The 23,495-nt window shown below is 68.5% G+C and carries 21 protein-coding genes and 2 riboswitches; of the genes, 11 read left to right on the top strand and 10 right to left on the bottom strand.

Translation table 11 applies throughout. From position 1 onward, the window contains the following. The first annotated feature begins 51 nt into the window (after window positions 1–51). The 3 genes from JL101_RS14690 to JL101_RS14680 all read left to right on the top strand — a co-directional run bounded on the left by JL101_RS14690 (window position 52) and on the right by JL101_RS14680 (window position 1,546). Complete coding sequence (locus JL101_RS14690; protein WP_203095933.1) at window positions 52–819, top strand: 5'-methylthioadenosine/adenosylhomocysteine nucleosidase; 768 nt, start codon at window positions 52–54, stop codon at window positions 817–819. A gap of 83 nt (window positions 820–902) precedes the next feature. Next, window positions 903–1,139 (top strand): antitoxin, encoded by a 237-nt coding sequence (locus JL101_RS14685; RefSeq protein WP_203095931.1) that lies wholly within the window; start codon window positions 903–905, stop codon window positions 1,137–1,139. 11 nt (window positions 1,140–1,150) lie between these two features. Then, window positions 1,151–1,546 (top strand): type II toxin-antitoxin system VapC family toxin, encoded by a 396-nt coding sequence (locus tag JL101_RS14680; protein WP_203095929.1) that lies wholly within the window; start codon window positions 1,151–1,153, stop codon window positions 1,544–1,546. 122 nt (window positions 1,547–1,668) lie between these two features. On the opposite strand, the gene JL101_RS14675 is transcribed toward JL101_RS14680, so the two are convergent. The 10 genes from JL101_RS14675 to JL101_RS14630 form a co-directional block, all read right to left on the bottom strand. Beyond that, window positions 1,669–3,240, bottom strand: coding sequence for a class I adenylate-forming enzyme family protein (locus JL101_RS14675; RefSeq protein ID WP_203095927.1), 1,572 nt, complete (start codon window positions 3,238–3,240; stop codon window positions 1,669–1,671). Further along, a complete protein-coding gene (locus tag JL101_RS14670) occupies window positions 3,240–3,911 on the bottom strand; it encodes an ABC transporter ATP-binding protein (protein WP_228434841.1) in 672 nt (223 codons plus the stop codon). Before JL101_RS14670 ends, JL101_RS14675 begins: the two co-directional genes overlap by 1 nt. Then, window positions 3,908–4,660, bottom strand: a complete 753-nt coding sequence (locus JL101_RS14665; protein ID WP_203095925.1) for an ABC transporter ATP-binding protein — start codon at window positions 4,658–4,660, stop codon at window positions 3,908–3,910. The genes JL101_RS14670 and JL101_RS14665 overlap by 4 nt, the downstream gene beginning before the upstream one ends. Then, window positions 4,657–5,655: a branched-chain amino acid ABC transporter permease gene (locus tag JL101_RS14660; protein WP_203095923.1), complete on the bottom strand. Its 999-nt coding sequence runs from the start codon at window positions 5,653–5,655 to the stop codon at window positions 4,657–4,659. The genes JL101_RS14665 and JL101_RS14660 overlap by 4 nt, the downstream gene beginning before the upstream one ends. Before the next feature lie 31 nt (window positions 5,656–5,686). Then, window positions 5,687–6,583: a branched-chain amino acid ABC transporter permease gene (locus JL101_RS14655; protein WP_203095921.1), complete on the bottom strand. Its 897-nt coding sequence runs from the start codon at window positions 6,581–6,583 to the stop codon at window positions 5,687–5,689. 26 nt (window positions 6,584–6,609) lie between these two features. Next, window positions 6,610–7,905 (bottom strand): ABC transporter substrate-binding protein, encoded by a 1,296-nt coding sequence (locus JL101_RS14650; RefSeq protein ID WP_203095919.1) that lies wholly within the window; start codon window positions 7,903–7,905, stop codon window positions 6,610–6,612. 182 nt (window positions 7,906–8,087) lie between these two features. Further along, a complete protein-coding gene (locus JL101_RS14645; RefSeq protein WP_203095917.1) occupies window positions 8,088–8,633 on the bottom strand; it encodes a CinA family protein in 546 nt (181 codons plus the stop codon). 12 nt (window positions 8,634–8,645) lie between these two features. Further along, the gene (locus JL101_RS14640) at window positions 8,646–10,712 is read right to left on the bottom strand and encodes a CHASE2 domain-containing protein (RefSeq protein WP_203095915.1); all 2,067 of its coding nucleotides are present in this window, start codon (window positions 10,710–10,712) and stop codon (window positions 8,646–8,648) included. Between the two features lie 3 nt (window positions 10,713–10,715). Next, window positions 10,716–11,360: a FecR family protein gene (locus tag JL101_RS14635; RefSeq protein ID WP_203095913.1), complete on the bottom strand. Its 645-nt coding sequence runs from the start codon at window positions 11,358–11,360 to the stop codon at window positions 10,716–10,718. A 126-nt stretch (window positions 11,361–11,486) separates the two neighbouring features. Beyond that, the gene (locus JL101_RS14630) at window positions 11,487–12,683 is read right to left on the bottom strand and encodes an EAL domain-containing protein (protein ID WP_203095911.1); all 1,197 of its coding nucleotides are present in this window, start codon (window positions 12,681–12,683) and stop codon (window positions 11,487–11,489) included. 294 nt (window positions 12,684–12,977) lie between these two features. Here JL101_RS14630 and JL101_RS14625 point away from each other — a divergent pair, with 294 nt between their 5' ends. The 8 genes from JL101_RS14625 (at window position 12,978) to cobO (ending at window position 23,492) form a co-directional block, all read left to right on the top strand. Then, window positions 12,978–13,202 (top strand): hypothetical protein, encoded by a 225-nt coding sequence (locus JL101_RS14625; RefSeq protein ID WP_203095909.1) that lies wholly within the window; start codon window positions 12,978–12,980, stop codon window positions 13,200–13,202. 194 nt (window positions 13,203–13,396) lie between these two features. Beyond that, window positions 13,397–14,308: a hypothetical protein gene (locus JL101_RS14620; protein WP_203095907.1), complete on the top strand. Its 912-nt coding sequence runs from the start codon at window positions 13,397–13,399 to the stop codon at window positions 14,306–14,308. Between the two features lie 67 nt (window positions 14,309–14,375). Beyond that, window positions 14,376–14,494: riboswitch (TPP riboswitch) on the top strand. Window positions 14,495–14,576: 82 nt separating this feature from the next. Further along, the gene (gene thiC / locus JL101_RS14615; protein ID WP_203095905.1) at window positions 14,577–16,382 is read left to right on the top strand and encodes a phosphomethylpyrimidine synthase ThiC; all 1,806 of its coding nucleotides are present in this window, start codon (window positions 14,577–14,579) and stop codon (window positions 16,380–16,382) included. A 74-nt stretch (window positions 16,383–16,456) separates the two neighbouring features. Beyond that, window positions 16,457–17,191 carry a terminase small subunit gene (locus JL101_RS14610; protein WP_203095903.1) on the top strand — a complete coding sequence of 245 codons (735 nt, stop codon included), beginning with the start codon at window positions 16,457–16,459 and terminating at the stop codon, window positions 17,189–17,191. 68 nt (window positions 17,192–17,259) lie between these two features. Further along, window positions 17,260–17,487: riboswitch (cobalamin riboswitch) on the top strand. 39 nt (window positions 17,488–17,526) lie between these two features. Further along, window positions 17,527–18,075: a bifunctional adenosylcobinamide kinase/adenosylcobinamide-phosphate guanylyltransferase gene (gene cobU / locus JL101_RS14605; RefSeq protein WP_407697320.1), complete on the top strand. Its 549-nt coding sequence runs from the start codon at window positions 17,527–17,529 to the stop codon at window positions 18,073–18,075. 9 nt (window positions 18,076–18,084) lie between these two features. Next, complete coding sequence (gene cobW, locus JL101_RS14600) at window positions 18,085–19,116, top strand: cobalamin biosynthesis protein CobW (RefSeq protein WP_203095901.1); 1,032 nt, start codon at window positions 18,085–18,087, stop codon at window positions 19,114–19,116. Window positions 19,117–19,122: 6 nt separating this feature from the next. Beyond that, window positions 19,123–22,872: a cobaltochelatase subunit CobN gene (cobN, locus tag JL101_RS14595; RefSeq protein ID WP_203095899.1), complete on the top strand. Its 3,750-nt coding sequence runs from the start codon at window positions 19,123–19,125 to the stop codon at window positions 22,870–22,872. Continuing rightward, the gene (cobO, locus tag JL101_RS14590; protein WP_228434840.1) at window positions 22,869–23,492 is read left to right on the top strand and encodes a cob(I)yrinic acid a,c-diamide adenosyltransferase; all 624 of its coding nucleotides are present in this window, start codon (window positions 22,869–22,871) and stop codon (window positions 23,490–23,492) included. The genes cobN and cobO overlap by 4 nt, the downstream gene beginning before the upstream one ends. The last annotated feature ends 3 nt before the right edge of the window (window positions 23,493–23,495 follow it).

The raw sequence follows: 23,495 nt of genomic DNA, 5'->3' as shown, positions 1-23,495 counted from the left end.
AAAAGCCGGTATGACTGATAACCAGCCGCCTTCGACCCCGGGAACACCGACATGACCGCAAACCCCCTCGGCCTGATCTGCGCCATCCCCGACGAGATCGCCCATTTCGGCTCCAGCTTCACCGAGACGGCGTCGCGGACCCTGGCCGGGCTGACCTTCCGCGAAGGCACCCTGGAAGGCCGGCCCACGGTGATGGTGGAAAGCGGCATCGGCAAGGTCAACGCGGCGGTGGTCTCGACCCTGCTGGCGGAAATCTTCGGCTGCCATGCCCTGCTGTTCTCCGGCGTCGCCGGCGGCCTCGACCCGAAGCTCGGCATCGGCGACGTGGTGGTCGCGACGCGCCTGGTCCAGCACGACTACGGCGCCCTGGTCGACGGCCGCATCCGCCCCTACCAGCCCGGCGTCCCGCCGCTTCCCGGTTTCGACGAGACCCATGGCTACGCCCTGGTCCCCGCCCTGGAGGACAAGGTCCGGGCCGCCCTGAACAACATCGCCCTGCCTGCCTTCGATGCCAAGGCGACCGGCGCCGAGCCGCGCGTGCCAACGATCCACTTCGGCACGATCCTGACCGGCGACACCTTCCTCAACTGCGAAGCAACCCGCGAACGCCTTCACCGCGACTTCGGCGAAGCGCTGGCGATCGAGATGGAAGGCGCCGCCGTCGCCCAGGTCGCCGAGCGCTACGGCATCCCCTGCCTCGTCGTCCGCTCCCTCAGCGATCTCGCCGGCGCCGAAAGCCACATGGACTTCGCCGCCTTCTGCGGAGCCGCGGCGGAAGGAGCGGCGGTGCTGATCCGCCGGCTGGTCGCGGTCGTGTAGCATCGGCGACAACGCGGACGAACTTGTGCTAGCGTCCATGTGCTTAGCTTCACCACTCGAACTTCCGTATCGGGAACACAGCCATGCACATCACGAAAGTGTTCAAAGACGGCAACTCGCAGGTGGTTCGAATTCCCTCTGACATGGCATTTGATAGGAATGACATGGATGTGGAAATCGAACGGGTCGGTGATGAACTTCGCATTCGTCCGGTGGCACGCAAATTGGACACGGTGATGGAGAAGTTCAGCGCCTTCTCGGACGATTTCATGGCGGAAGGTCGGGGCGACAACAGCGAGAGTGAGCGAAACACGCTGTGAAACCCAAGTTCATGCTCGACACGAACATCTGCATCTACCTGATAAAGAAACATCCACCCTCGGTCGGTCAACGTTTCGCCCAGTGTAAAGTCGGCGAGGTCGTCATGTCGGCCATCACATATGCTGAGCTGGCTTACGGTGTGTCCGTGTCGGGTGATCGAATGGCTCAGAATGAGGCTGCTCTCGAGATCCTCGTTCAGGATATTCCGGTCATGGGGTTTGATCAGGCTGCAGGACGGGCCTATGGTCCAGTCCGTCTCTCAGCCCCCGACCGTAAGCGCGATGCCCTGGATAAGCTCATCGCGACCCATGCGATCGCACTGGACGTCACGCTGGTGACCAACAATGTCGGTGACTTCGCCTGCTACGCCGGCCTGCGGACGGAAAACTGGGTGGTCGCCCAGTAGCTTCGGGTTCGACAGCATCGCGCCGTCGCTTCGGAAACGGATCGCCATCGAGTCGTTCCCATTCACCCGAAAACGCCTTGACATAAACGCGGATTTAGAACAAATTCAGAACGAAGGCGGGGCTATGACCCCGCGTTATGCAATAGCCTCTCCCGCAATGTCCGCTTGATCACCTTCCCGTTCGGATTGCGCGGAAGCGTGCCGGACTCGATCGTGAAGCCCTCCGGCACCTTGTAGTCCGACAGGCGCTCCGCGCAGAACGCCCGCAAGGCCGCCGTGTCGATCGCGGCCTCCGCCGCGATGAAGGCGTGGACGCGTTCGCCCAGGACGGGGCAGGGGTATCCGACGACCGCGACCTCCTGGACGCCGGGGAAGTGGCTCAGCACGTTCTCGACCTCGGCGCTGAAGATCTTGTAGCCGCCGCGGTTGATCATGTCCTTCATGCGGTCGAATACCCGGACATAACCGTCCGCATCGACCGAGCCGATGTCGCCGGAATGCCAGAACCCGGCGGTGAAGCCCTGGGCGGTCGCCTCGGGCTTGTTCCAGTATCCTTTCACCACCATCGGACCCCGGATCCACAGCTCGCCCGTCTCGCCGGCCGGGACCTCGCGCCCCTCGGCGTCCATCACGCGGATCTCGGCGCAGGGCACCGCGCGGCCGACGCTGTCCAGCCGCCCGGGCGTGTGGCCGATCGGCATGATCGTGGCGGGCGAGGTGGTCTCGGTGGCGCCGTAGGCGTTCATCAGGGTCAGGCCCGGCACCGTGCGGGCCAGCGCCGCGATGGTCGCGTCCGGCATCGGGGCGCCGCCGAAGGCGCCGATCCGCCAGGCGGACAGGTCGAATTCGGCGAAGTCCGGCTGGAGCAGGCATAGATTGTACATGGCCGGCACCAGGATGGTGTGGGTCATGCGCTCCGCCGCCGCCAGGGCCAGGAAGTCGCGTGCCTTGAAGGACGGCAGGATCAGCAGCGCGCCGGCGACGCGCAGCATCGCCGCGACCATGCCGATCAGCCCGGTCACGTGGCTGCCCGGGACCGCCAGAACCGAGCGGTCCCGCGCGGTCAGGCCCATGCAGGTTTCGTAATGGAGAGCGGAATGACAGATGCCGAGATGGGTCAGCATCGCCCCCTTGGGCTTGCCGGTCGTGCCCGAGGTATAGAGGATGACGGCGGTATCCTCCTCCCGCACCGTCGGCATGGGCGGCGGCGGGGCGGGGGAATGCAGCCTCTCGGTCGGCACCGCGACCCGCATCAGCCCCGCGATGTCCGGCAGCCGGTCCGTCAGGTCCGCCTCGTGGATCACCATCGCGGCGCCGCAGTCGTCCAGCACATACTCCAGGCCGGGCTTCTGCTCCCGCACGCTCAGCGGCACCGCGATGGCGCCGAGCCTTGCCACGGCGTAGAGCGAGGTGACGAACTCCACCCGGTTGCCCAGCAGAAGCGCTACCCGGTCGCCGGGCCGGATGCCGCGCTCCGACAAGCCGGCGGCCAGGCTGTCCACCTCCTCGCCAAGCCGGCGGTAGCTCAGGCGCCTGTCGCCGCAGACGACCGCGTCGCCGTCCGGGTTGCGATCAACGGCATCCGCCAGCATGGCGATCAGGCTGCCGGGACGCCCGGTGAAGCAGCGGACGACCCGGTCGCCGAAATGGGCCTCCATCCGGGTCGCCGGCAATGGATCGTCGGGCCAAGCCATCAGTGCGCCTTCTCCCGCATGGTCCCGTTGGCGCCACGCTCGATGATGTATTCGCGGTCGAACAGGGATTGGGAATGGTTCAGATCCGACTGGGAAATCACCACCGCCAGATCCTTGCCCTTCAGGGCGGAGATCACCTCCGACAAGCGCTGCGACAGCGCGGGGGCCACGCCCTCGAACGGCTCGTCCAGCAGCAGCAGGCGGGTGCCGACCGCCAGGGCGCGGCCCAGCGCCACCATCTTCTGCTGGCCGCCGCTCAGCAGCAGCGCCTTGCGCTCCCGCATGGCCTTCAACTCCGGCATGATGCCGTAGACGAAGTCGAGCCGCTGCCGGTCGTCCAGCCGCTTGGTCACCCAGGTCGGCAGAAGGATGTTCTCCTCCACTGTCAGGGCGGGGATCAGCCCGCGGTCCTCCGGCATGTAGCCGATGCCCAGGTCGGCGCGGTGGTGGCGGGCGACCGTGCGCAGGTCGGTCCCGTCGATGCTGATCCGCCCCTGGACCGGGGCCAGGTGGCCCATGATGGTCCGCATCATGGTGGTCTTGCCGGCACCGTTGCGGCCGACCAGCCCGATCATCTCGCCGGGCGCCACGGTCATGCCGAACCCGCGCAGCGCGGTGACCGACTGGATGGTCACGTGGATTCCGTCCACGGCCAGGATTTCGCCGGTCACCGGGCGGTCCCCGTGACGTACCGCTGCACCTCGGGATCGTCCAGCACCCGGTCGGGCGGGTCGTCGGCGATGATGCGGCCGTTGAAGAAGGCGACCACGCGGTCGGCGTACCGGGTCACGATATCCATGTCGTGCTCCACGAACAGGACGGTGACGGATTCGCGGGCCAGCGCCCCCATCACCGTCTCCATCATCGGGAATTTCTCCTCCGCGCTGACGCCGCTGGTCGGTTCGTCCAGCAGCAGCAGGCGCGGGCGGCCGGTCAGGGCCATGGCGATGTCCAGCAGCTTGCGCACGCCGCCGGCCAGTTCGGAAACCGGCCGGTCGGCGTATTCGGCGAGGCCGAAGCGGTCGAGCAGTTCCTCCGCCCGGATCCGCTGGTCGTCGGCATGGGCGGGTTTCCAGAACGACAGGCGGCCGCCCGGATCGGAGGCGGCGAGAGCCACCAGCATGTTCTCCAGCGCGGTCAACTCGATGCAGAGCTGCGGAATCTGGAACGACCGGCTGACTCCCATGCGGCTGATCCGCCGGGGCGCCAGGGCGGTGATGTCGCGGCCCTCCAGCAGGATTCGCCCGCTGTCCGGCTTCAGGTACCCGGTCACCATGTTGACGAATGTTGTCTTTCCCGCACCGTTGCTGCCGATCAGGCTGACCCGCTGGCCGGCGGGGACCTCCATCGACAGTCCCGACGCGGCCACGACGGCACCGAAGCTTTTGCCCAGATCATGGGCGGACAGGACCGAGGTCATGGCACGGCCTCCCCGCGGGCGGACCGGACGGCAGGCGCGCGGCTCCGTCCCGCCGTCGCGGCCCGCTTGGACCACAGCGAGCCGATGCCGCGCGGCAGGAACAGGATCACCAGCAGCAGGAAAAGGCCCAGGGAGAACTGCCACATGTGCGGGAAGTACAGGCTGGAAAAGGACCGGACCAGTTCCAGCAGGACGGAGGCGATGAACACCGCGACCACCCCATGGTGACCGCTCAGGATCGCCACGAAGACGAACTCGCCCGACGTGGTCCAATAGGCGAAGTTCGGATCGATGTGGCCGAGCGCCATCACCGTCAACGCGCCGCCGATCCCGCCCAGCGCCGCGGCCAGGGTGAAGTTGACCGCGATGGCCGCCTGGACGGACGCGCCCAGATATTCCACCCGCAGGTCGTTGTCGCGGATCGCCAGCGACACCAGCCCCCGGGCCGAGCGGAAATAGACCGTGGCGAGGAAGGCCAAGATGCCGGTCACGACCATCGCCAGCGCGTAGATGGAATAGTCCGCATAGGCGTCCGGCGGCGTCCAGCCCAGCATCGTCGGCCGCCCGACATTGAAGCCGTCCGATCCGCCGATCGCGGGCGACTTCACCAGGGCGCCGTAGAGCACCATGGAGAGCGCCAGGGTCAGCATGGAGAAGAAGATGCCCCGGTAGCGGGCGAGCAGCGGCCCGACCACGGCGCCGGCCAGCGCCGCCGCCGTTCCGCCGACCAGCATCAGCAGGACGGCGTCGGTGATGCCGAGCCGGGTATGGGCGAGGCCGGCGACATAGCCGCCGGCCGCATAGACCAGTCCCTGGCCGAACGACACGACGCCGCTCCGCATCAGCAGCACGATGCCGAGCGTCACGATGCCGTAGGAGGCGGCGATGGTCCCCAGGAAAAGGAGCCAGCGCGGCATGAGAAGTCCGGCCGCGAGCAGCGCCGCGACGGTCGCGGATGTTGCCAGGGCTGCCGGAAGAAAGGGTCGGCGCGTCATGTCACTCATATCGGAAAGGGGCTCCCGCCGGTCAGATCTTGCGGGCGGAGACGCGCTGGAACAGGCCTTCCGGTCGGAAGATCAGGACAGCCGCCATGACGATGTAGATGCTGAAAAGCTCCGCGTCGGGCATCAGGTGGACCGCTGCCGCGCGGGCGAGGCCGACCACCACGGCGCCGATCGCCGCCCCCTCGATGCTGCCCAGCCCGCCGATGATCACGACGGCGAAGCTCAGGATGATCACGCCCACGCTGAGCCCCGGCTGGACCGAGATCATCGGCGCCGTGAAGGCTCCGCCCAGCGCCGCCAGGAAGACGCCGACGGTGAAGGCCGCGACATAGACGCGGTTGACGTTCACCCCCATGCTGGCGCTGACTTCCTCGTTGTGGATCACGGCCAGCACGATCTTGCCGGTCACCGTTCGGTTCAGGCCGAACCAGACGCCCAGGCCGCAGACCACGGCCAGGACGATCATCATCAGGTCGTAGCCGACATAGAACAGCGAGCCGAACTCCACATCGCCGAACAGGGTGTAGGGCTCGGAGACGTAGTAGGGGTTGACCCCCCAGATCAGCTTGGTGACGTCCTCCAGCATCAGGAACAGGGCGTAGGTGACCAGCACCAGCAGCACCTCGTCCCGGCCGTAGAACAGCCGCAGCAGGCCCCGCTCCAGGAGCGGGCCGACGACGACCGCGACCGCGACGGCCGCCAGAAGCATGGCGACCAGCGACCATTCCGGCGCCAGCCCGAGCGACGCGAAGAACGCCACGAAGCTGGCCGCCGCGTAGGCGCCGATGGCGTAGAGACTGCCATGGGCGATGTTGAGGATCTTGAGGACGCCGAATACCAGCGTCAGGCCGAGCGCCACGATGAAGAGCCACGAGGCGTAGATCAGCCCATCCAGGAGAATGGTCAGTGCGAGATCCATGGGAAGGCGCCTTCAGCTGCGCGGCGTCAGTCGCACTGCGCGCCGGGGAAGCCTGCCTTGATCCACTCGATGCTCTTCTGGCCGGGGGGCGGGTTGACGCATTCGGCCTTGAAGTTCTGGATGTCGTCCAGCACGACCATCTTGCGGCCCTCGTCGAAGCGGGTGCGGCCGATGGCGGTCTGCTGGATCGCTTGGTGCCCGTCGCCCAGCGCCATGCGGATGGTGCCGGCCGGGGAATGCCACTCCGAGCCCTTCAGCGCCGCCGCGATCTGCTCCTTGGTCGGCTTGGTGCCGCCGTTCTCGGCCATCGCCTTCTCGACCGCGACCTTCAGGCCCAGGATCGCCTGGACCATGCGGTAGGGGGCCTGGACCGGATAGACGTCGTAGGCGTCCTGGTAGACCTTCCAGAACCAGTCGTTCAGGTCGCTCTTGGGGGCCAGCAGGCCATAGGCGCCGCGGGCGCCGATGATCGTACCGTCGGGCATCTTGTCGCCCAGGGAGGGAAGCACGTGGTCGGCGGCGCTCAGCACCACCTGGCTCCGCTTGAACAGCCCGCGCGGGCCCGCCTGGAGGATGAAGGCCTGGAGGTCGCCGCCCCACAGGCTGGAATGGACCACGTCCGAGCCCTGGCGGACCAGGGCCGAGATCTCCGTGCCGTACTGGCCGGCGCCGAACTTCGGCAGCAGGTCGGCCTCCGCCTTGAAGCCGGGATAGAGCTGCTCCATGGCGGCCAGGAAGTCGTTCCGGGAGTCGTGGCCCCAGGCATAGTCCTGGTTGATCGCGCTGACGGTGCCCGCCTTAACCCCTTGGGTCTTCATGTACCGGGCCAGGGCCACGTTATCCATGGTGGCGTGGGAGGCGGTGCGGAACACGTATTCGTACTTGCCGTCCTCGAAGATCCGGGGCGTGCCGCAGTCGTACAGGATCAGCAGCCGCTTCAGTTCCTCCGCCGCGGGCGCCACGGCGAGGCAGTCGCCGGAGCTGACATAGCCGATCACCACGTCCACGTTCTCGCGCTGGTACAGGTTGCGCAACTCCTGCACCTGCTTGGTGGCGCCGCCGGCCTCGTCGACCACGACGGTCTCGATGGTCATGCCGCCGAAACCGACCTTGTCGTAAGGGGCTGGCGCCTCGCCCTTGTTGAGCGCCTCGATCACGACCTTGCCGCCGTTCCAGGCGGGAACGCCGAAGCTCTCCGCCGCCTGACCGGACAGGAAGGTGACGATGCCGACCTTGAACGTCTCCTGGGCCTGCGCCGGCTGGGACATGCCGAAGGCGAGAGCCAGCACCGCCGCGCACGATGCCCTGCGAAAGACTGTCATTCCGTTTCCTCCCTCAAGGAAAGCTATGTTCCCGTGCCGATTTTGCCTTTGTGGTCACGGGTTTGCCCTGACCGCATGATGAAACAGCGGACTGCCTCAGCGATCGGTTTCAGGATGGCTTCCACTCTGGAGGCGGTCTGGAGGGGGGTCAACCGATCCGGGATGGTTAACCCTTTCGGCTTTCAGGAGGTCTGGGGCACGGTTTGCCGAGTTCCGCCGACGCCTTCCAGTTCCGCGCGCAGCATCGACAGGGCGGTGCGGACGCATTCCAGGCGGACCCCGCCGCGGCCGAGATCGCCGAAATGCTCCACCCGGTGCCGGGTCGGAAGTCCCTTGCGCGCCATCGCGAAATGGACGAGACCGGGCTCGTCGTCCGGACCGGCGGGGCCGGCGAAACCCGTGATGGAGATGCTGAGATGGGCGCGGGAATTGGCGATGGCACCCTCCGCCATGGCGCGGGCGACCTCTTCCGACACCGGGCCGGGATCTTCCAGGAGCGCCGGCGGAACGCCCAGCATCTCGTTCTTTGCGTCGTTGGTATAAGTCACGAAACCGCGTTCGAAGGCATGGGAGCAACCGGTGATGTCGGTCAGCAGGGAAGCGAGCAGGCCGCCGGTGCAGCTTTCCGCCGTGGCGATCATGATCTCCTGGCGGCAGGCGGTCTCCAGCACCTGCTGGACGCACTGGTCTACATCGTCCGGCATGTCGCCGGGCAGGGTTTCCGTCATCTTTCTTGTCCTTCACCGGGTCTGATCCGGTGGCGATAACAGGCCGTGCGGCGCGGCCGTTCCAACCGGGGCCGGCCAGCTCCAGACGCCGATCGGACGTTCCCGCCCGCGCAACGGCCGGGGCGGCAGTTCGACGAAGCCCTCCACCGCCGCGCTCCCGGCGGTGGAGCGCGCCGCCTCGATCACCGCGTCGGAGGCCGCGATCGTCACGCCCAGTTCGCGGGTCAGGGCTTCCAGGCGGCTCGCGACATTCACCGCGTCGCCGATGATCGTGAAGGTGAACTGCCTCGTGCCGCCGGTGTCGCCGATCAGGACCGGCCCCAGGTGCAGCCCCATCGCGACGGTCAGCGCCGGCAGGCCCACGGACGCAAGCTCCCGGTTCCAGTCCTCCATACCGTCGGCGATCTGCCGTGCCGCCGCCAGGGCGTCCCCGGCGTCGTGGGGTGTCGGCTCGGGGATGCCGAATATGGCCATCGCGCCGTCGCCCAGGAACTTGTCGACCACGCCGCCCCGGTCCAGCACCGCCGCTTCGACATGGCCGTAGAATCCGCGCAGCACGTCCATCGCCTCACGGGGCGACAGGCGCTCGTTGATCCCGGTGAACCCCACCAGATCGACGAACAGGATGGTCACGGGCTGGATCCGGTCCTCCAGTCCGGGCCGGTTGCTGTTCATCAGCCGTTCGGCGACCGCCGGCGAAAAATAGCGCATCAGGTTGCGCCGCTGCCGCTCGGCCAGGCGCCGCGCCTGCTCGCCGACCTGGGAGCGGCGTGCGGCGAACAGGGCGAAGCCAAGCCCCGCCGCCAGCACCGGCGAGGTCACTGCTAGCCACAGGTCCGCCGTGGCGAACAGCACCGCCGTCGCGGCGAGCCAGCCGGCGACCAGGATCGCCGTGCCGGCCGTCGCGGCGACCGGCGCCAGAGCGGACCCGAGCGCTGCTCCCAGCAGCCCGCCGCCCAGGATCGCGGCGATATCGGCCGGCAGCAGGGAGGATCGATCCTTCGGCGTCCGTCCGGTCAGCAGGTTGTCGATCACCGTGGCGAGATGTTCGGCGCCCGGCAGCGCGCGGCCGAACGGGGTGTGGAAGCTGTCGCCGACGCCTTGGGCGGAAGCGCCGATCAGCACGATCCGCCCGCGATAGCTGCCCGGCGGGATTCGACCGGCCAACAGGTCGGCCAGCGAGCGGGTCTCGATGGTCCCGCGCGGGCCGTAATGGTTGACCGGCAGCCTCATCCGGCGGTCGGTGGCGACGAAGTCCGGTCCGACCCGGATACCGTGCCCGACATGGAGAGCCACATCGTCTGCATCCAGGCCGCGATACCGCCGGACGGCCTCGACCGGCAAGCTCGGATACCAGGCGTCGCCGAAGCGGATCGCGGACTGGTCGTGGCGCAGCACGCCGTCGGCCTCGATCCGCACGGTGAGGTGTCCGAGCGCCGCCGACCGGGCCAGGACGGGCACCGGAACGACGACCGATGCCGGATGGTCGTCGCGGTGGTCCGGGATCGCCGGTTCCCGCACCACGCGGAACGCGGCATTCCGAAGCGCGTCGGGGACCGCACCGCCGGCCGGTGCGGTGCCGTCCGGGTCGAAGCCGAAGGCGAAGCCCAGCACGCCGATCCCGGTGGATCCCAGCGCGGCCGCCAGGGCACCGTCGGGGTCGGCGGCTTCGAGCAGTCGGTCGATCCGGACGGCCAGCCCGTCCGCGGACCGCGGCATCCGGCTGCGGGCGTCGTCCAGGATGTCGGCGACCTCGGCCGGCAGCGGCGCCTCGGGTTCGGGAAACAGCAGGTCGATCGCGACGACGCGCGCGCCGTCCGCCGCCAGCCGGCGAACGGCGTCGGCGATCAGCCGCCGGGACAGCGGCCAGCGGCCATGCTCCGCCAGCGTCCTGTCGTCGATCATCAGCAGCGCCACGGTGCCCGAGGGCTTCAGCGGCCCGCGCAACCCGTAGCGCAGCGTCAGGCTCCGGCCTTCAAGCCCTTGCAGCCATCCGGGTTCGGCATCGGCGAGCCGGAGCCCGGCGAGGACCAGCGGGACGGCGAGCGCCGCCAGCAGCCAGGAACTCCGCCTGCCCATCGCTCAACGGTTGGCCGGGCCGACGAGGCGGAGGGTCCGGTCCACCCTGGGCGCTCCCCAGGTGACGGGCGGCGTCGGATCACGTCCCGCCGCCACGTCGGTCCCCTGGGACGGCGCCAGGGTGACGGCCGCCCCAGTCGAACGGCTGCGCACCTCGACCACTCCCTCCAGGCCGAGCACCGCGGTGCCGGCCGGCGTGATCTCCGCCGTCCATTCGGTCGAGCGGGCCGACGCGACCGCCGTGTCGGTCTGCACCGCGAAGCTGCCCAACCCCGCTTGACCGACCACGGCACGGACGATGCCGGACAGCATGGAGAAGAGCGCCGACGTCCGCCCGCCCTGCGGATCGATCGTGTAGTCCGAGACCTGGACGCGGCTTTCCGGCCCGGTGACAAGGCTGCTGCCGTCTCTGAACTGGACCGTGACCCGGGAGGAGAAGCCTGTCTCGATCACGTCCGACGTGAAGACCGAGGTGCCGATCAGCAACGGGGACCGGATGTCGTCGCGCAGGATCACGGTGCTGCCTTCCTGTCGCACCACCCGTCCGACCGGCGCCCGGTCGGCCGGCGTCATGTCCGCCGCCGACGCCGACGAGGCCATCATCAGGCCGGCCAGCAGCATCGGCGGAATCCTACCAGCGATTCCCATGTCCGAGCCTCCCCATTGGTTCCGCCCAGGCATTTTCCTGGAAACGGGCGGCGGGACGCGCTGAAATTATGGACGGGCCTGGGTTCAAATCGGGTACCCGGCGGACGTCATGGGCGGGATGCCCGATCAACGCCTTTGGTCGAGCATCCCGCCCATGACGTCCGCCGGGACCGGCCGGCTGTAATGATAGCCCTGGCCGAACGTGCATCCCAGTTCCCGAAGCGGCCGGATCAGGTCGGCCGTCTCGACTCCCTCCGCCACCACCTCCATGCCCATGCGGCGGGCCAGGGTGATGATGGTTTCGACGATGTGATGGGTGCGTCCCTCTTCGCCCAGCGCCCGGACGAACGACTGGTCGATCTTGAGCACGTCGAACGGGAACTTGTGCAGGTAGGAAAGGCTGGAGTAACCGGTCCCGAAATCGTCGAGCGCCAGGGTCACGCCGAGGTCCTTGATCCTGCACATGACCTCGTAGGCCTGGTGGGGATCGTGGACCAGCGCCGTCTCGGTCAGTTCGACCTTCAGCCGTTCGGCGGGGAAACCGGTCGTCGCCAGCCGCTCCGCCAAGCCCGTCACCACATCCATGTCCGTGAAATGCTGCGACGACAGGTTGACGCTCAGGAAGGGCAGGGGGCGGCCGCCGGCCGTCCGGCGCAGCAGCGCGCAGGCATCCGCCATGATGACCAAGTCGATGTGCCGGATCAGGCCGCTCTTCTCGCCCAGGTCGATGAACTCGCACGGCGGCACCAGGCCGCGGTCGGGATGACGCCAGCGGGCCAGGGCCTCGAACCCGGCGAGTTCGCCGTCCGCGATCGTCACGATCGGCTGGAAGAACGGTTCGAACTCCCCGGCGCCGAGGCCGCGTTCCAGATCGTATTCGCGGTGTATCCAGTTGAGCGCCGATTCGCCGCGCTCGGTGCCGCCGGTGGGCGCCGATACCACCAGATGGTTCGCCGTCCCCCGGTCTCGGCCTGGCAGGTCGTTGAGAAGGCCGCTCTGCGCCTGCCTGAACCGGCTGATCAGGCTGCCGAGCAGTTGCCCGACGATCGGCTCCACTTCCTGGATGCGCCGCTTCAGCTGATCACGCCGGATGATCAGCACCTCGGTCTCCTCCATCGCCCGGGCCGCGGCCGACCGGACGCTGTCGTCCAGTACGGCCATCTCGCCGAAGATCTCGCCCCGGCCGAGCGTCGCCAGCGTGATGTGGGTCCGGTCCCGGGTGGCGCAGATCTCGACCTGTCCCCGCTCCACGATATAGGCGCAGTCGGCCGGCTGTCCCTCGAAGAAGATCGTTGCACCTGGTCGAAACGTCTTGCGGATCAAGGGAGGGTCTCCACGGAGGACCGCCGGCTGCCGAACCGGAAAAAGCATTTTCGAGAAAATACGGTTTAATCCAATTTTTGTAAAGACGGGCCATGCCAGTCAAATAATATCCTCACCGGAACCCGACCGTTTGCAGGCTAAGCGGAATGTTCCATTCGCAACGGGATGAGATTTCTGGCTCTTGGCTTGGATTTCTTTTGTGCAATATGTATATCAGTGTCCTTATCCAAAGTTAGTGCGGATGCTTGTTGGTTGATCTTGCTATGTGCCGAAACTTCTATCAGGGAGCTGGCGATGGCCGCAATCGAGAGTCTCAAAGCGATCCTTGACAAGACCTATGAGGGCATGACGCCCAAGCAATTGATGTCCCAATCGCCTGCCGCCCTCGCGGGCGTCACCGAGGGCGACGCGCTCAAACTCAAGGAAGCCTTCGGGATCGACACGATCGAAGAACTGGCGACGTGCAAATACTTCCTGTGGGCTCAGGCACTCCACGTCCTCGCGAAAACCGAGAAGTAGGCTCTTGTCCCGCCACCGTCCGGAGTAGGCGCGGTGGCGGGGCCTTCCTGAAGTTTCCCTAGATTCCGGCCATGGTTTCGTCAAACAGGATAACGGTTTCGGATCGGTAATGCGAGCGCGGAAGAAAAGGGTGGAGTTTTGCCTATCCGAAGTTTTATCTCTCCTGTTTGCACATCCCCGCAGGAAGCCAGGACATGCCGACCACAGCCAGGAAGCTCGATACCCCCACCCGGTTGCCTCCGATCCTGCCGGGGGTGGCTCCGCCGTTCCATCAAGCCGCGCTGTCCAGCTGCGTGGTCCATCACCTCGTCGATCCCGCCAGGGTGACCGACCTCTTTGAAGGGAGCGGGCTGCGGCCAGCCATTTTCGGCGACCACGCCTCGGTCAGCTACGGCTTCCATGTCCACGGCGCCTTCCGGTCGGCCGGGCTGAACCTGCCGCCCGAACACTGGTCGCCGTCGGCGGCCGGGATCGTCCAGGAACTGGAACTGAGCATCGTGGCCTGTCCGGAAGGCCGCTGGGACGAGGTTCCGGACATCACCTTCGACCAGTGGCTCATGGGCGACGAGCAGACCCATCTGCTGGGAAACCACCGCCTGTTCGTGCCCTGCGATGATCCGGCGGCCGTCTCGGTCGGCAGGGAACTGTTCGGCGACCCGATGTTCCTGACCGGCTTCCTGGTCAACCTTCCATCGCCCGATCCTGTCCGTGACGGCAGGGCCGCGACCGCCGAGACGGAGTGGATGCAGACCTGGGGATTCCGGGTCACCGACCCCGACGACCCGGCCGACTGCATTTTCACCGTCCTGGTCGACACCACCGGACTGACCCCGATTCCCGGCACGATCTCCCCGGTGACCCGGTACGGCGTGTCCGCGGGCCGGCCGGTCGGCTCCCGCTGGAGCGTCGCCCGGCCCTTCGACACCTTCTTCATCGCCGATGACGGACCGGCGGATCGGGTGCGGCTGACATACGGCGCCAGCCCCCATCCGATGGGCGTCGTCATGCGGGACCTGTTGGAGGGAACCCCGGCCAATGCGATCCAGACCTTCCAGTCCGACCCGGTCGCGGTCCGCAGCCGGCCCTATTTCCTGAAGCGGCCCTGAAGGCGTCGGCACCGGTCACTTCAGGCGACGGACGGCTTGACAAGCGGCGGCGATGCCCTGAGGATCGGCGTATTCCCAGGGGAGCCCCGATAGGGGGCTGAGATTCCGTCGGCCTAGCGGCAACGCGGAGACCCTTTGAACCTGATCCGGGTCGTGCCGGCGTAGGAAGGGGAGAGGGCGAGGACTCCGCGGTCGCATCCGCGCCCGGTCTCATCATATCCGTCGCTGCATTCCGGATCTCCGCTCGCCTTCGAAGCAGGAGATCACGATGCCGAAAGACAGCAATCCGACCTTCACCGTTTCCACTGGGCCGCTGCCCGCGTCGCGCAAGGTGCATGTTCCGGGCACCCAGTACCCGGACCTGCGGGTCGCACTGCGCGAGATCGACCTGGAGCCCGGCTGCGGCGAACCGCCGGTCCGTGTCTATGACAGCTCCGGCCCCTACAGCGATCCGGCCGCTGAAATCGACATCGCCCGCGGCCTGCCCCCGTTGCGCGCCGGCTGGATCGCGGCCCGCGGCGATACCGAAGCCTATGACGGCCGGCCGGTCAGGCCGGAGGACAACGGCCTGCGCCAGGGCCAACGCTCCAACCTGGAGGAGTTCTCCGGCCCCGCCCGCAGGCCGCTGCGGGCACGGGGCGGTGCCGCCGTGACACAGATGGCCTATGCGCGGCGCGGCATCGTCACGCCGGAGATGGAGTATGTCGCGATCCGGGAGAACCTCGGCCGGCAGGCGGCGCTCGACGCCGTGCGCGACGGCCGGTCCTTCGGCGCCGCGATCCCGGACCATGTCACCCCGGAATTCGTGCGCGACGAGGTGGCGAAGGGCAGGGCGATCATCCCGGCCAACATCAACCATCCGGAGATCGAGCCGATGATCATCGGCCGCAATTTCCTGGTCAAGATCAACGCCAACATCGGCAATTCCGCCGTCGCCTCCTCCGTGGCGGAAGAGGTCGAGAAGATGGTCTGGGCGACCCGCTGGGGGGCCGACACCGTGATGGACCTCTCGACCGGCGCCAACATCCACACCACCCGCGAGTGGATCATCCGCAATGCCGCCGTGCCGATCGGCACCGTCCCGATCTACCAGGCCTTGGAGAAGGTCGGCGGCCGGGCCGAGGAGCTGACCTGGGACATCTACCGCGACACCCTGGTCGAGCAGGCGGAGCAGGGCGTGGACTACTTCACCATCCATGCCGGCGTCCGGCTCGCCCATATCCCGCTGACCGCGCGGCGGGTGACCGGCATCGTCTCGCGCGGCGGTTCGATCCTGGCCAAGTGGTGCCTGGCGCACCACCGGGAGAACTTCCTCTATACCCGGTTCGAGGAGATCTGCGAGATCATGCGGGCCTACGACATCAGCTTCTCGCTGGGTGACGGGCTTCGGCCGGGTTCCATCGCCGACGCCAACGACGCGGCGCAGTTCGCCGAGCTGGAGACGCTGGGTGAACTGACGCAGGTCGCCTGGAAGCACGACGTGCAGGTCATGGTGGAGGGGCCGGGCCATGTGCCGATGCACAGGATCAAGGAGAACATGGACCGGCAGCTCGACGTCTGCCGCGAAGCGCCCTTCTACACGCTCGGCCCGCTGACCACCGACATAGCGCCCGGCTACGACCACATCACCAGCGGCATCGGCGCCGCCATGATCGGCTGGTTCGGCACGGCGATGCTGTGCTACGTGACGCCGAAGGAGCATCTGGGCCTGCCCGACCGCGACGACGTGAAGGTCGGGGTCGTCACCTACAAGATCGCGGCCCATGCCGCCGACCTTGCCAAGGGCCATCCGGCGGCCAGGCTGAGGGACGACGCGCTCAGCCGCGCCCGGTTCGATTTCCGCTGGCGCGACCAGTTCCACCTGTCGCTCGATCCGGAAACGGCGGAGCGGTTCCACGACCAGACCCTGCCGGCCGAAGGCGCCAAGTCGGCGCACTTCTGCTCCATGTGCGGCCCGAAATTCTGCTCCATGAAGATCACGCAGGAGGTGAGGGAGTATGCCGCCTCCGGCATGGCCGGGATGTCGGAGAGCTTCCGGGCCGGCGGCTCGCAGATCTATCGGCCGGTCGGCTGACGGGAATGTTGCGCGGGATCTTCTATCGGTATAAATTCCTTTCTCTGTGAACATCGTTCCTAAGGAGTTGTGCCATGCAGTCCCCGTCCCGCGCAGCATCCCCGGCAGCGGGCTCGGCCCGGCCCGATCCCGCCCCCGCGATCACCCTGACCCTGCGCCAGGAGGCGTTCTGCGCCGCGATGGTCCTGGGTGTCGGGGGTGCGGAGGCGGCCCGCCGGGCCGGCTACTCGCCCAACGGCGCCAAGCAGCGCGCCGCCCTGCTGATGCGCCAGCCGGAAATCCGGGTGCGCATCGACCAGATACGGATGGCCCGCAATGCCCATCGGCAACTCCGCCTGGACGACGCGGTCGCCGTGGTCAGCGAGATCCTCGACGGTGCCCTGAAGGCGAGCAGCTTCGGCCTTGCATTCAAGGCAGTGGAATTCCGCCTGAAGTTGGAGGGCATCATCCAGGACAAGCGGATCGCCCATCACTATCACCTCGATGTCGCCCATCCCGACGCTGACCTGGAACGGCTGGACTGCGATCCGGAAGAGGAACTCGATCATATCCGCTTCCCCGCTCCCGAATCCGCCCCACGATCCGCGCCGGCACCCGCACCCGCACCCGCACCCGCGCCGGCCGCCGCTCCCGTGTCCGTGCCGCCGGCTCCGCGCGCCGAGGCAGTGACCAAGGATGACCTTCGGGGCAAGCGGAGGATGACCCGGCGCTTCGACGCCCTCCCTTCGGCCACCGCCCTGTCGTCTATGCCCGACCTGATCCCCGGCCCCAGGCCCCGGGGCTCCGGCCCCGGACTCGCCGCCGCCTGAGCGGCCGGAGATCCCGCTTTCGACCCGTGCCCGAGAGGGAGCATTGACAGGGCCGGGCCCTGCCGCCGATAGTGCGCCCGCTCGATGGTGCCGGGCGGCTTGCCGCCGCCGGGCCGCCAAGAGGGAATCCGGTGGGGGCGCGCCAAGCCGCCCGAGTCCGGAGCTGCCCCCGCAACTGTAAGCGGCGAGCGGGTGTCGTCCACTTCAAGCCACTGGTGCCCCGCGGCATCCGGGAAGGCGCTGGCGCCCGCATGGACCCGCGAAGCCAGGAGACCTGCCGTCGAGCGCCGTCGTTTCAATCACGGCCGGGCGGGGTGCACCGGCGGAGGTGGGGCATGATGTCGATTCCAGAAGACCCCTCGGGGGCGCCGCCCGGCGTGACCCTCGTCCTAGGCGGCGCCCGGTCGGGCAAGAGCCGCTTCGCCGAAGCCATGGCCGAACGGGCGCCGAGGCCGATCTATCTCGCGACCGGCAGGGCATGGGACACCGAGATGGCCAGCCGCATCGACGAGCACCGCGACAGGCGCGGCCCGCACTGGACCACGGTCGAGGAACACCTCGACCTCGCCGGCATCCTGCCGGGCCTCGCGTCGCCCGACGCGGTCGTGCTGGTCGACTGCCTCACCCTGTGGGTCACCAACCTGATGCTGGAGGAGCGCGACGTCGCGCACGAGACCCGCGGCCTCGTCGAATGCCTGCCGGCCCTGGCCGGCCCCGTGGTGTTCGTCTCAAACGAGGTCGGGCTCGGCATCGTGCCGGACAACGCCATGGCGCGGACTTTCCGCGACCATGCCGGCCGGCTCCACCAGGAGGTGGCAGCGGTGGCTGACAGCGTCTATCTCCTGGTCGCGGGGCTGCCCGTGACCGTCAAAAGCAACCGTTAGGAACCTTCCTTGAGCACCAAGATCCCCGCGACGGTCATCACCGGCTTCCTCGGCGCCGGCAAGACCAGCCTGGTCCGCCACCTGATCGAGAACGCCCGCGGCCGCCGGCTGGCCCTGATCATCAACGAGTTCGGCGACCTCGGCGTCGACCGCGAGCTCCTGGCCGGCTGCGGCGTCGAGAACTGCCGGGAGGAGGACATCGTCGAGCTGACCAACGGCTGCATCTGCTGCACCGTCGCCGACGATTTCCTGCCGACCATCGAGAAGCTGCTGAACCAGCCGCAGCCGCCCGACCATATCGTGATCGAAACGTCCGGCCTCGCGCTGCCCAAGCCGCTGGTCAAGGCGTTCGCCTGGCCGGAGATCCGCACCCGCGTGACGGTGGACGGCGTGATCGCCGTGATCGACGCCGAGGCCGTCGCCGCCGGCCGTTTCGCCAGCGATCCCGATGCCGTGCAGGCGGCGCGCGAGGCGGACGACTCCCTCGACCATGAAAGCCCGCTGGAGGAGCTGTTCGAGGAGCAGGTCCAGTGCGCCGACATGGTCGTCCTGAACAAGGCCGACCGGGTCGATGCCGCCACGCTGGAGGCGGTGACCGCGACCGTCGCCAGGCACCTGCGCCCCGCCGTCAAGACGGTGGTGTCGGTCCAGGGCGGCATCGATCCGCTGGTCCTGCTGGGCCTGGGCGCCGCGGCGGAGGACGACCTGGACAGCCGCCCGTCCCACCATGAGCTGGAGGGCGAGGACCACGACCATGACGATTTCGACAGCTTCGTGATCGGGCTCGGCACGGTGGAGACGCCGGAAGCGGTCGAGGCGCGGATCCTGGCCGCCGTCGCCGCCCACGATATCCTTCGGATCAAGGGCTTCCTGGATGTGGCAGGCAAGCCGATGCGCCATGTGGTGCAGGGCGTCGGCGACCGTATCCAGCGCTACTATGACCGGCGCTGGAAGCCGGAGGAGGAGCGCCGGAGCGAGCTGGTGGTGATCGGTCAGCGCGGGCTCGACCGGGCGGCGGTCGAATCCATCCTGCGCGGCTGAGCCGCCATGCATCTGCTGGCCGCCCAGCCCGGCACCGTCTCCGACGGCAGCGAGGCCGTCGATCTCGGCCAGACCGCGGGCGACATCGTCTTCCTGTCGGCCGCCGACACCGAACTCGCCTGCCTGGCCTCGGCCCATGACCGGCTGGGGGCCGATTTCCCCAGCCTGCGCCTCGCCAGCCTGCTCCAACTCGGCCATAACCTGTCGATCGACCTCCATGTCGAGCGGGTCGTCTCGAAGGCAAAGCTGGTGGTGGTCCGCCTGCTGGGGGGAGAGCGCTATTGGCCCTACGGGATCGAGCAGGTGGCGGACGCCTGCCGGCGCGGCGGCATCGCGCTGGCGGTTCTGCCGGGCGACGACCAGCCCGACCCGGACTTGGTCCGCTTCTCGACCCTTCCGGGCGATGCGGTCCATCGGCTGTGGCAGTACTGCGTCCAGGGCGGCGTCGAGAACGCCGCCGGGTTGCTGCGCTACGCGGCGTCGCTGATCGGCCGGGGCGGCGACGGTTGGCGGGAGCCGATGCCGCTGATGCGGGCCGGGATCTACTGGCCGGGCCGCGACCGGCCTGGACTGGACGACCTGCGCCGGGCCTGGACGCCGGGAGCTCCCGTAGCGGCCATCCTGTTCTACCGCGCGCTGGAGCAGGCGGCCAACACGGCCGTCATCGATGCGCTGATAGACGCCCTGCGCGGGGCCGGGGTCAACGCGCTGCCGATCGCGACCACCAGCCTCAAGGAGAAGATCGCGGCCGGCATCGTCGCCGACCTGCTGGCGCGGGCGGAGCCCGACGTGATCCTCAACGCGACCTCCTTCGCGGTGTCCCAGCCGGGGGCGGCGCGGTCGGCGACGCCGTTCGACGGCTCGGACTGCCCCGTCCTCCAGGTCGTGTTCTCCGGAGGGTCGGAGGCGTCGTGGCGTGGCGGGACGACCGGCCTGTCCGCCCGCGACATCGCCATGAACGTGGCTCTGCCGGAGGTGGACGGCAGGCTGATCACCCGCGCCGTCAGCTTCAAGGCGGAGGCCCGGCGCCATGAGGCGACCGAGAGTTGGGTCCTGTCCTACCGGCCCGTCGCCGACCGCGTCGGTTTCGTGGCAGCTCTGGCCGCATCCTGGGCGCGGCTGCGCCGGACGCCGCCAGCCGAGCGCCGCGTTGCGGTCGTCATGGCGAACTACCCGAACCGCGACGGCCGCCTTGCCAACGGCGTCGGCCTCGACACGCCGGCGGGCGTTGCGCGGTCGCTCCGGACCCTGGCCGAGGCGGGCTACGCGGTCACCGGGGCGCCACCGGATTCCGCCGCGCTGATGGAGCGGATCGGCGCCGGCGTGACCAACGACCTGACGGCGCTGGACTGGCGCGCGGTCTCCGAGACGCTGTCCCTGGATGCCTACCGTACGTTCTTCGCGACCTTGCCCGAAGCCGTGCGTACCGCGGTCATGGGGCGCTGGGGTGCGGCGGAGGAGGACCCGTACGTGCGGGACGGGCGGTTCCTGTTGCCCGCGGTCCGGTTCGGCAACGTCGCCGTCGCGATCCAGCCGGCGCGCGGCTACCAGATCGATCCGTCCAAGACCTACCACGACCCCGACCTGGTGCCGCCGCACGCCTACCTGGCCTTCTACGCCTGGGTCCGACGGGCGTTCGACGCCCACGCCGTCGTGCATTTCGGCAAGCACGGCAATCTGGAATGGCTGCCGGGCAAGTCGCTGGCCCTGTCGGAGGACTGCTTCCCGGAGGTGGCGCTGGGACCCGTCCCGCATCTCTATCCCTTCATCGTCAACGATCCGGGCGAGGGGACCCAGGCCAAGCGCCGGGCCGCCGCCGTCATCATCGACCACCTGACCCCGCCGCTAACCCGGGCGGAGAGCTACGGCCCGCTCCGCGAGCTGGAAATGCTGGTGGACGAGTATTACGAGGCTGCCGGCGTCGATCCGCGCCGCATCGCCGTCCTGCGCGAGCGCATCCTTGAACTCAGCGCCGCGACCGGCCTGGACGTGGATTGCGGCGTCAGCCGGGACGACGAGCCGCAGGAGGCCTTGGCGAAGCTCGACAGCCACCTGTGCGAACTGAAGGAACTCCAGATCCGCGACGGCCTCCATGTCTTCGGGGAGGCTCCCGAGGGCGGCCTGCTGACCGACCTGCTGGTGGCTTTGACCCGGCTGCCCAGGGGCAAGGGGGAAGGGCGGGACGCCTCGCTGATCCGGGCGCTGGCGGCGGACCTGGGGCTCGGGGGGCTCGGCTTCGACCCGCTGGACTGCGCCATGGCCGAGCCCTGGACGGGTCCGCGCCCGGCCGCCCTCGACACCGGCGGCGTCTGGCGCAGCCACGGCGACACCGTAGAACGGCTGGAGGAACTGGCCCGGCGGCTGGTCGCCGGCGATGCCGTTGCGGAGCCGGAATGGACCCGTGCCGGCATCGTCCTGGATTACATCCTGTCGGACCTTAAGCCGACCGTCGCCGCCTGCGGCGCCGCCGAGCTGAAAGGCCTGCTGCGCGGGCTGGACGGCCGCTTCGTGGAGCCCGGCCCGTCCGGCGCCCCGACCCGGGGCCGGCCGGAGGTCCTGCCGACCGGGCGCAACTTCTATTCGGTCGATACCCGCGCCGTGCCCACGCCCGCCGCCTGGCACCTGGGCTGGAAGTCCGCCTCCCGCGTGGTCGATCGCTACCTCCAGGAGAACGGCGACTATCCCCGCACCATGGCCCTGTCGGCGTGGGGGACCGCCAACATGCGGACCGGCGGCGACGACATCGCCCAGGCGCTGGCCCTGATGGGAGCCCGGCCGACCTGGGACACCGGCACGGGCCGGTTGACAGGGTTCGAGATCATGCCGGCCGGCGTGCTGGACCGGCCCCGCGTGGACGTGACGCTCCGGGTCTCGGGCTTCTTCCGCGACGCCTTCCCCGCGCAGATGGATCTGGTGGACAGCGCCGCCCGGGCGATCGCCGACCTGGACGAGCCCGACGACGTGAACCCCCTGGCCGCCCGCGTCCGGACCGACGCCGCGGCGCTGGTGGAGGCTGGCGTCGATCCCGCCGCGGCTCGGCGCCGGGCCGGCCACCGCGTCTTCGGCTCCAAGCCGGGAGCCTATGGCGCCGGCCTCCAGGCCCTGATCGACGAGCGCGGCTGGGAGACCGAGAAGGACCTCGCCGAGGCCTATCTCGCCTGGGGCGGCTACGCCTATGGCGGCGGGGTGGACGGGGCGCCGGAACGGGCCCTCTTCGAAACCCGGCTCGGCTCCATCGAGGCCGTCCTGCACAACCAGGACAACCGGGAGCACGATCTGCTGGACAGCGACGACTATTACCAGTTCGAGGGCGGAATGAGCGTCGCCGTGCGGACCTTGTCGGGCCGGGCGCCGACCGTCTACCACAACGACCACTCCCGCCCGGAAAGCCCCCGCGTCCGGACCCTGGAGGAGGAGATCGCCCGCGTCGTCCGCGGCCGGGTGGTCAATCCGAAATGGATCGCCGGGGTCATGCGCCACGGCTACAAGGGTGCCTTCGAACTGGCCGCGACCGTCGATTACCTCTTCGCCTTCGCCGCGACGGCGCGGTGCGTCCGGGACCACCATTTCGACGCGGTGTTCGACGCCTATGTGGCCGACGCCCAGGTCCGCGACTTCATGGCCGGGGCCAACCCCGCCGCACTCCGCGAGATGGCGGAGCGGCTGGCCGAGGCCCAGGATCGCGGCTTGTGGCGTCCGAAGTCCAATGCCGCCTACGATACGCTGAAGAATCTGAGCCGGGGAGAGACGCCATGAAGACCGAAGGCATGACCGAGGAAGAGATCAACGCGCGGCACGCCGAGAAGATGGCCAAGAAGAAGGCCGCCCGCGACCGCATGATCGCGACCAAGACCCTGGAGAAAGGGCTTCTGATCGTCCACACCGGCAAGGGCAAGGGCAAGTCCACCGCAGCGCTCGGCATGGTGATGCGGGGGATCGGCCACGGCTTCAAGGTCGGCATCGTTCAGTTCGTCAAGGGCAAGTGGGAGACCGGCGAGCGGGTCGTGCTGGAGCGTTTCGCCGACCAGGTTACCATCAACACCATGGGCGAGGGCTTCACCTGGGAGACCCAGGATCGCCAGCGCGACATCGCCGCAGCCCGGGCCGCGTGGGACCAGGCGGTCAACCTGATCCGCGACCCGGCCTACAAGATGGTGCTGCTCGACGAGCTCAACATCGTGCTGCGCTACGACTACCTGCCGCTGGAGGAAGTCATCGAGGTCCTCCGCTCCAAGCCGGAGGACACCCACGTCATCGTGACCGGCCGCAACGCCAAGGACGAGCTGCTGGAGATCGCCGACCTCGTGACCGAGATGACCATGGTCAAGCACCCCTTCCGCGACGGCGTGAAGGCCCAGGCGGGCATCGAGTTTTGACCA

Origin of the sequence: Skermanella rosea (assembly GCF_016806835.2) — a bacterium.
In the GTDB taxonomy this organism is placed as follows: Bacteria; Pseudomonadota; Alphaproteobacteria; order Azospirillales; family Azospirillaceae; genus Skermanella; species Skermanella rosea.
Note: the sequence above shows the minus strand (reverse complement) of the source record. Positions and strands in the feature narration are given on the sequence as shown.

What these genes read in the sequence shown, in the direction of transcription:
- JL101_RS14690 (WP_203095933.1), top strand. Translation starts at nt 52, where the DNA reads ATGACCGCAAACCCCCTCGGCCTGATCTGCGCCATCCCCGACGAGATC.
- JL101_RS14685 (WP_203095931.1), top strand. Translation starts at nt 903, where the DNA reads ATGCACATCACGAAAGTGTTCAAAGACGGCAACTCGCAGGTGGTTCGA.
- JL101_RS14680 (WP_203095929.1), top strand. Translation starts at nt 1,151, where the DNA reads ATGCTCGACACGAACATCTGCATCTACCTGATAAAGAAACATCCACCC.
- JL101_RS14675 (WP_203095927.1), bottom strand. Translation starts at nt 3,240, where the DNA reads ATGGCTTGGCCCGACGATCCATTGCCGGCGACCCGGATGGAGGCCCAT.
- JL101_RS14665 (WP_203095925.1), bottom strand. Translation starts at nt 4,660, where the DNA reads ATGACCTCGGTCCTGTCCGCCCATGATCTGGGCAAAAGCTTCGGTGCC.
- JL101_RS14660 (WP_203095923.1), bottom strand. Translation starts at nt 5,655, where the DNA reads ATGACGCGCCGACCCTTTCTTCCGGCAGCCCTGGCAACATCCGCGACC.
- JL101_RS14655 (WP_203095921.1), bottom strand. Translation starts at nt 6,583, where the DNA reads ATGGATCTCGCACTGACCATTCTCCTGGATGGGCTGATCTACGCCTCG.
- JL101_RS14650 (WP_203095919.1), bottom strand. Translation starts at nt 7,905, where the DNA reads ATGACAGTCTTTCGCAGGGCATCGTGCGCGGCGGTGCTGGCTCTCGCC.
- JL101_RS14645 (WP_203095917.1), bottom strand. Translation starts at nt 8,633, where the DNA reads ATGACGGAAACCCTGCCCGGCGACATGCCGGACGATGTAGACCAGTGC.
- JL101_RS14640 (WP_203095915.1), bottom strand. Translation starts at nt 10,712, where the DNA reads ATGGGCAGGCGGAGTTCCTGGCTGCTGGCGGCGCTCGCCGTCCCGCTG.
- JL101_RS14635 (WP_203095913.1), bottom strand. Translation starts at nt 11,360, where the DNA reads ATGGGAATCGCTGGTAGGATTCCGCCGATGCTGCTGGCCGGCCTGATG.
- JL101_RS14625 (WP_203095909.1), top strand. Translation starts at nt 12,978, where the DNA reads ATGGCCGCAATCGAGAGTCTCAAAGCGATCCTTGACAAGACCTATGAG.
- JL101_RS14620 (WP_203095907.1), top strand. Translation starts at nt 13,397, where the DNA reads ATGCCGACCACAGCCAGGAAGCTCGATACCCCCACCCGGTTGCCTCCG.
- thiC (WP_203095905.1), top strand. Translation starts at nt 14,577, where the DNA reads ATGCCGAAAGACAGCAATCCGACCTTCACCGTTTCCACTGGGCCGCTG.
- JL101_RS14610 (WP_203095903.1), top strand. Translation starts at nt 16,457, where the DNA reads ATGCAGTCCCCGTCCCGCGCAGCATCCCCGGCAGCGGGCTCGGCCCGG.
- cobU (WP_407697320.1), top strand. Translation starts at nt 17,527, where the DNA reads ATGATGTCGATTCCAGAAGACCCCTCGGGGGCGCCGCCCGGCGTGACC.
- cobN (WP_203095899.1), top strand. Translation starts at nt 19,123, where the DNA reads ATGCATCTGCTGGCCGCCCAGCCCGGCACCGTCTCCGACGGCAGCGAG.
- cobO (WP_228434840.1), top strand. Translation starts at nt 22,869, where the DNA reads ATGAAGACCGAAGGCATGACCGAGGAAGAGATCAACGCGCGGCACGCC.